Below are 5,748 nucleotides of genomic sequence, written 5' to 3'. Positions count from 1 at the left end.
ATTAAATTGCATTAGTCACGCTACGTTAGTACTTTTAGTGACATTCCCCCTTCAATATTCTTATTTCACGCTAGAAATGAGCTGATCTGCACATTTCCTTTCCTTTATTGCATGATCACAAGGCGCGTCTCCTATCATTAAGATATCGATTCACCACGCAGCACATTAAGTAAGTCTCTAAATCAACATCTTTTATGCGTGATCTGCCGCCCAAAAAAGAAACAAAACGGCCCTCCACACTATAATTAACTTTTGATTGACATATTATTAACAATCTCAAGGAGAACTATTATGAGCCAAATACATAAACACCCTATTCCAACTGCAATTGCAGAGCATGCCCTGATAAACCCTGAACAATATCAGCAATATTATCAACAATCTGTGCAGAACCCAGATGAATTTTGGGGCGAACATGGCAAGATTATTGATTGGATTAAACCGTATAAAACGGTTAAAAACACCTCCTTTGACCCCGGTCATATCAGCATCCGCTGGTTCGAAGATGGCACACTGAATCTTGCAGCTAACTGCCTTGACCGTCACCTGGCAGAGCGTGGCGATCAAACCGCAATTATTTGGGAAGGTGATGATCCTAACCAATCAAAAACCGTCACCTATAAACAGCTTCACCACGATGTATGCCAGTTTGCTAATGTGCTGAAAAAACTGGGCATCAAGAAAGGTGATGTGGTTGCAATCTATATGCCGATGGTGCCAGAAGCCGCTGTTGCTATGCTGGCCTGCGCGCGTATTGGCGCCGTGCACTCTGTTATTTTTGGTGGATTCTCACCTGATGCCGTTGCTGGCCGAATTATCGACTCTAACTCAAAACTGGTGATTACTGCCGATGAAGGCATTCGTGCTGGTCGCGCAATTCCACTGAAAAAAAATGTCGATGAAGCCTTAAAAAATCCAGCTATCACCAGTATCAAAAATGTGGTCGTCTTCCAACGTACTGGCAATGCCAGCTATTGGAAAGACGGGAGAGATTTGTGGTGGCATGACCTGATAAAAGAAGCCTCCACCGACTGCCCGCCAGAAGAGATGAATGCCGAAGACCCACTGTTCATCCTTTATACCTCGGGTTCTACTGGCAAACCAAAAGGGGTTTTACATACCACCGGCGGTTATCTGGTTTATGCCGCGTTGACCTTTAAATACGTTTTTGATTATCACCCCGGCGATATCTACTGGTGTACCGCAGACGTTGGTTGGGTCACCGGCCACAGCTATTTGCTGTATGGCCCACTGGCTTGCGGTGCTATTACTCTGATGTTTGAAGGTGTTCCTAACTATCCAGGCGTCAATCGCTTGGGCCAGGTTATCGATAAACATCAGGTTAATATTCTGTATACCGCCCCTACCGCCATTCGTGCCTTAATGGCCGAAGGTGACAAAGCCATCGAAGGGACAAAACGCGACTCCCTACGCATTATGGGTTCAGTTGGTGAACCTATTAACCCGGAAGCATGGGAATGGTATTACAACAAGATTGGTAACAGTAAATGCCCGATTGTTGATACCTGGTGGCAAACTGAAACGGGCGGTTTCATGATAACGCCACTGCCAGGAGCCACAGAGTTAAAAGCCGGCTCAGCTACTCGCCCCTTCTTTGGGGTACAGCCAGCGTTGGTCGACAACTTAGGTAACCTGCAAGAAGGTGCAGCCGAAGGCAATCTGGTGATAACCGACTCTTGGCCGGGTCAGGCCAGAACCTTATTCGGCGATCATGACCGTTTTGAGCAGACCTACTTCTCAACCTTTAAAGGCATGTATTTCAGTGGTGATGGCGCTCGTCGTGACGAAGATGGCTACTACTGGATAACCGGCCGCGTCGATGACGTACTTAACGTTTCAGGTCACCGCCTAGGGACCGCTGAGATTGAATCCGCATTGGTTTCACACCCGAAAATTGCCGAAGCTGCCGTCGTCGGGGTCCCACACAGCATTAAAGGGCAAGCTATCTATGCCTACATCACGCTGAATCACGGTGAAGAACCGACACCAGAGCTGTATACCGAGGTGCGTAATTGGGTGCGTAAAGAGATTGGCCCAATTGCGACCCCAGATATTTTGCACTGGACTGATTCACTGCCAAAAACCCGTTCAGGCAAGATCATGCGCCGTATTCTGCGCAAAATTGCGGCTGGCGATACCAGCAACTTAGGGGATACCTCAACACTGGCCGATCCGGGCGTAGTGGACAAATTACTGGAAGAAAAACAATCAATGCAAACACCGTCGTAAATTGTGCCGCCTACCGGCGGCAAACTTAATTAATGCCTCAAAGGAGAGACTCTGATGAATGACAGCATTTATCAAGAGATTGAAAATAACCCGCGTTTCAAAGAGTTGGTGCAAAAGCGTGGCCGCTTTGCCTGGACACTGTCGCTCATTACCCTAGCGCTGTATGTCGGTTTCATTTTCCTTATTGCTTTCGAACCACAATGGCTCGGTACCCCGCTATATGCAGGCTCCAGCATTACTCGCGGCATACCCGTTGGTGTGGGGTTGATCGTTATTTCTTTTGTTCTTACAGGTATTTACGTTATTCGTGCTAATGGCGAGTTTGACCGTCTGACGGCAGAAATTCTTCGTGAGGTGAAGCAATGAAGACTCGCCATTGGTCCGTACTTTCCTTACTGACTCTGCCTGCGCTGTCACAGGCAGAAGCAATTACCGGCGAAGTTCATCGCCAGCCGCTCAATATTCAAGCGATCATTATGTTCGTATTGTTTGTTGGCGCGACATTATATATTACCTACTGGGCATCAAAGCGTACCCGTTCCCGGGGTGATTATTATACCGCTGGCGGGCGCATAACCGGTTTCCAAAATGGTTTGGCCATTGCTGGGGACTTTATGTCTGCGGCATCATTTCTGGGTATTTCCGCGCTGGTTTATACCTCTGGCTATGATGGCTTGATTTACTCCATCGGCTTTCTAATCGGCTGGCCAATCATTCTATTTTTAATTGCCGAGCGGCTGCGTAATCTGGGTCGCTATACCTTTGCTGATGTGGCTTCTTATCGCTTGAAACAAAGGCCGATAAGAACATTATCTGCCTGTGGTTCGTTAGTGGTGGTCGCTTTATATCTGATAGCTCAAATGGTCGGTGCCGGTAAGCTGATAGAGTTGTTATTTGGCTTGAACTACCACGTAGCCGTGGTGTTGGTGGGCATCCTGATGGTACTGTACGTCTTGTTTGGCGGCATGTTAGCCACAACGTGGGTACAGATTATCAAAGCGGTGTTACTGCTGGCGGGTGCTTCATTTATGGCCATTATGGTTATGAAGTCGGTTAACTTTAACTTCAATACCTTATTCAGTGAGGCCATTAAAGTTCACCCTAAAGGCTTGGCGATCATGAGCCCTGGAGGGCTAGTCTCTGACCCAATATCAGCATTGTCGCTCGGCTTGGCATTAATGTTTGGTACCGCAGGCTTACCACACATTCTAATGCGTTTCTTTACGGTAAGTGATGCCAAAGAAGCCCGCAAGAGCGTGTTCTATGCCACTGGCTTTATCGGTTACTTCTACATATTGACCTTTATTATTGGTTTTGGCGCAATCCTGTTGGTCGGCCCGAATCCAGCCTTTAAGGATGCGGCGGGGGCACTGCTTGGCGGTAATAATATGGCAGCAGTGCATCTGGCTGATGCCGTGGGGGGTAGCTTCTTCTTAGGCTTTATCTCGGCAGTTGCTTTCGCAACTATTTTGGCGGTGGTTGCCGGTCTGACATTAGCGGGGGCATCTGCTGTTTCTCATGACCTTTACGCCAGTGTCATCAAGAAGGGTAAAGCAAATGAACGCGATGAACTGAGAGTTTCTAAAATCACAGTGGTTATTTTAGGGTTTGTGGCAATCGGCTTGGGGATTTTGTTTGAGAAGCAAAACATTGCTTTCATGGTAGGTTTGGCATTCTCCATTGCCGCCAGTTGTAACTTCCCAATCATCTTTATTTCAATGTATTGGGATAAACTGACCACGCGTGGTGCAATGATTGGTGGCTGGTTGGGGTTACTGACTGCGGTGATCCTGATGATTTTAGGCCCAACTATCTGGGTAACCATTCTAGGACACGCAAAACCAATTTATCCATATGAATACCCGGCATTATTCTCAATGATAGTGGCATTTGTCGGGATATGGTTCTTCTCCGTCACTGATAATTCAGAAGAGGGTAAGCAAGAACGTCTGCGCTTCAAAGCACAGTTTGTCCGTTCACAAACGGGGTTGGGCGCCTCTCAAAGTAGCTCTCACTGATCGTATTTGGCGGATAAAAGGCCCCTCGGGGCCTTTTTTATGGCTTCAACCAGCGGTCTAACCAAGGGAAAACCACATCTTGCTGCTCTTGGTAAAATACGTGCCCCAACGCGGGCCAGCTACGAGTGACTAAGCGTGATTCCGCATTTTGTGACCGCCAGATTGCATGCACTTTACTGTAAGCCTGCTCGACCGCATCCGATGGGAATAATTTATCTTTCCCGCCGTTAAAAAGAAGCATCGGTTTTGGTGCTGCTAAGCTGGCAATATCAGGGAAATCCAACTTATTGGCAATACCAGGGTGGAGCATGTAAAAAGCGGATTGCCCACGAAGTACATTATTACCTGGGGTCATCAAACCTTGATAGTTACCAAACCAAGAGATAGCCGCAGTGGCCGCGACCTTATCCGATAATGCAGCTAACTGCCAGGCACGATACGCTCCCATAGAAAATCCAAGAGCACCAATACGTTGGCGGTCAACTGATGGAAGTGTCGCCAGAAAATCAACCGTTCGTATATCTTCATAAGCCATCGTGCCCGCTAATGAACGGCCAAGATTAAAGAAGTTACTGGCTAAGGCCTGCTGTTGCTCATAGCTGATAGGGCCTCTATCACCCCAGCCAATAGCATCAATAGAAAGCACGACATAACCACGTTTTGCCAACTCATCGCCAATGAATTTACCGCTAAAGAATTTATCCGACCAAGCCTGCGCTGAGGCAAGCTGTGCGCTATCGCCCCAAGGGCGGATCATTTTCTCTTTGCCAATATCAAATTTAGACCCATGGTCATGCAAAAGAACAATCGCCGGATGAGGGCCTTTGCTTTTCGGTGTTAATAGCAAGCCCTGGACACGGCTTTCATCTGTGATGTTTAATGCTATTTTTTCAGCAATATAGCGGCCACGATCCTGCTGATCTATTTTCTCTGCTGAAAATGCAATTGTTGAGTCAGGGGTGAGCAATGCTTGTCGGAAGATCTTTCTGGTGTCGCTTTTCCACTGTGCAAAGTCAGTGTATCTCCCTGCCAGCCATGAACTTTGATAAGTCATCTGTTTTTTTAGCTGTGGATAAAATACTGGCAGATTATTTTCAGTAATAGCTTCTTTTTGATACGTCACAGGACTGGCCTGTGCTGTTGCGGCAGTAAGTATCGCTGACAGGGCGAGCGAACAGACAAATAGACCGGCATTCATTCAAACCTCACAATCAAAACATCGTTTCAATTTTTGATTGAATGATTTTAAGGTAAAAAAGGTTATTTTCTGTGGCGAGGGTTATAAAAATGACAGAAAGCAAAAAGAAAAGGTTATTCAATGTTCAAACTGCATGTCATGCTCGAGTCGAACCTGTACACCAGACAAACAAAAAAGGCCACCCGTTAGGGTAGCCTCTTTTGCTTGTTTGATGCCTGGCAGTGTCCTACTCTCGCATGGGGAGACCCCACACTACCATCGGCGCTACGGCGTTTCACTTCT

At 47.0% G+C, this 5,748-nt stretch carries 4 protein-coding genes; 3 read left to right on the top strand and 1 reads right to left on the bottom strand.

All coding sequences use genetic code 11. The annotated features are described in order from the left end of the window. Positions 1–291 precede the first annotated feature (291 nt). From acs to actP, 3 genes are read left to right on the top strand one after another with little or no spacing between them, the layout of a single operon-like run. Entirely contained in the window at positions 292–2,250 is a 1,959-nt protein-coding gene (gene acs / locus V2A85_RS21515; protein ID WP_372560002.1) for an acetate--CoA ligase, read from the top strand. Positions 2,251–2,304: 54 nt separating this feature from the next. Continuing rightward, the gene (locus V2A85_RS21510; protein WP_372560003.1) at positions 2,305–2,616 is read left to right on the top strand and encodes a DUF485 domain-containing protein; all 312 of its coding nucleotides are present in this window, start codon (positions 2,305–2,307) and stop codon (positions 2,614–2,616) included. Beyond that, on the top strand, positions 2,613–4,268 hold the full coding sequence (actP, locus tag V2A85_RS21505) for a cation/acetate symporter ActP (RefSeq protein ID WP_372560004.1): 1,656 nt from the start codon (positions 2,613–2,615) through the stop codon (positions 4,266–4,268). Before V2A85_RS21510 ends, actP begins: the two co-directional genes overlap by 4 nt. A 37-nt stretch (positions 4,269–4,305) precedes the next feature. Here actP and V2A85_RS21500 read toward each other — a convergent pair whose 3' ends face one another. Further along, on the bottom strand, positions 4,306–5,466 hold the full coding sequence (locus V2A85_RS21500) for a dienelactone hydrolase family protein (protein ID WP_372560005.1): 1,161 nt from the start codon (positions 5,464–5,466) through the stop codon (positions 4,306–4,308). Positions 5,467–5,748: the final 282 nt, after the last annotated feature.

Origin of the sequence: Yersinia sp. 1252 StPb PI, assembly GCF_048593885.1 — a bacterium.
Lineage (GTDB): Bacteria > Pseudomonadota > Gammaproteobacteria > Enterobacterales > Enterobacteriaceae > Yersinia > Yersinia enterocolitica_E.
Note: the sequence above shows the minus strand (reverse complement) of the source record. Positions and strands in the feature narration are given on the sequence as shown.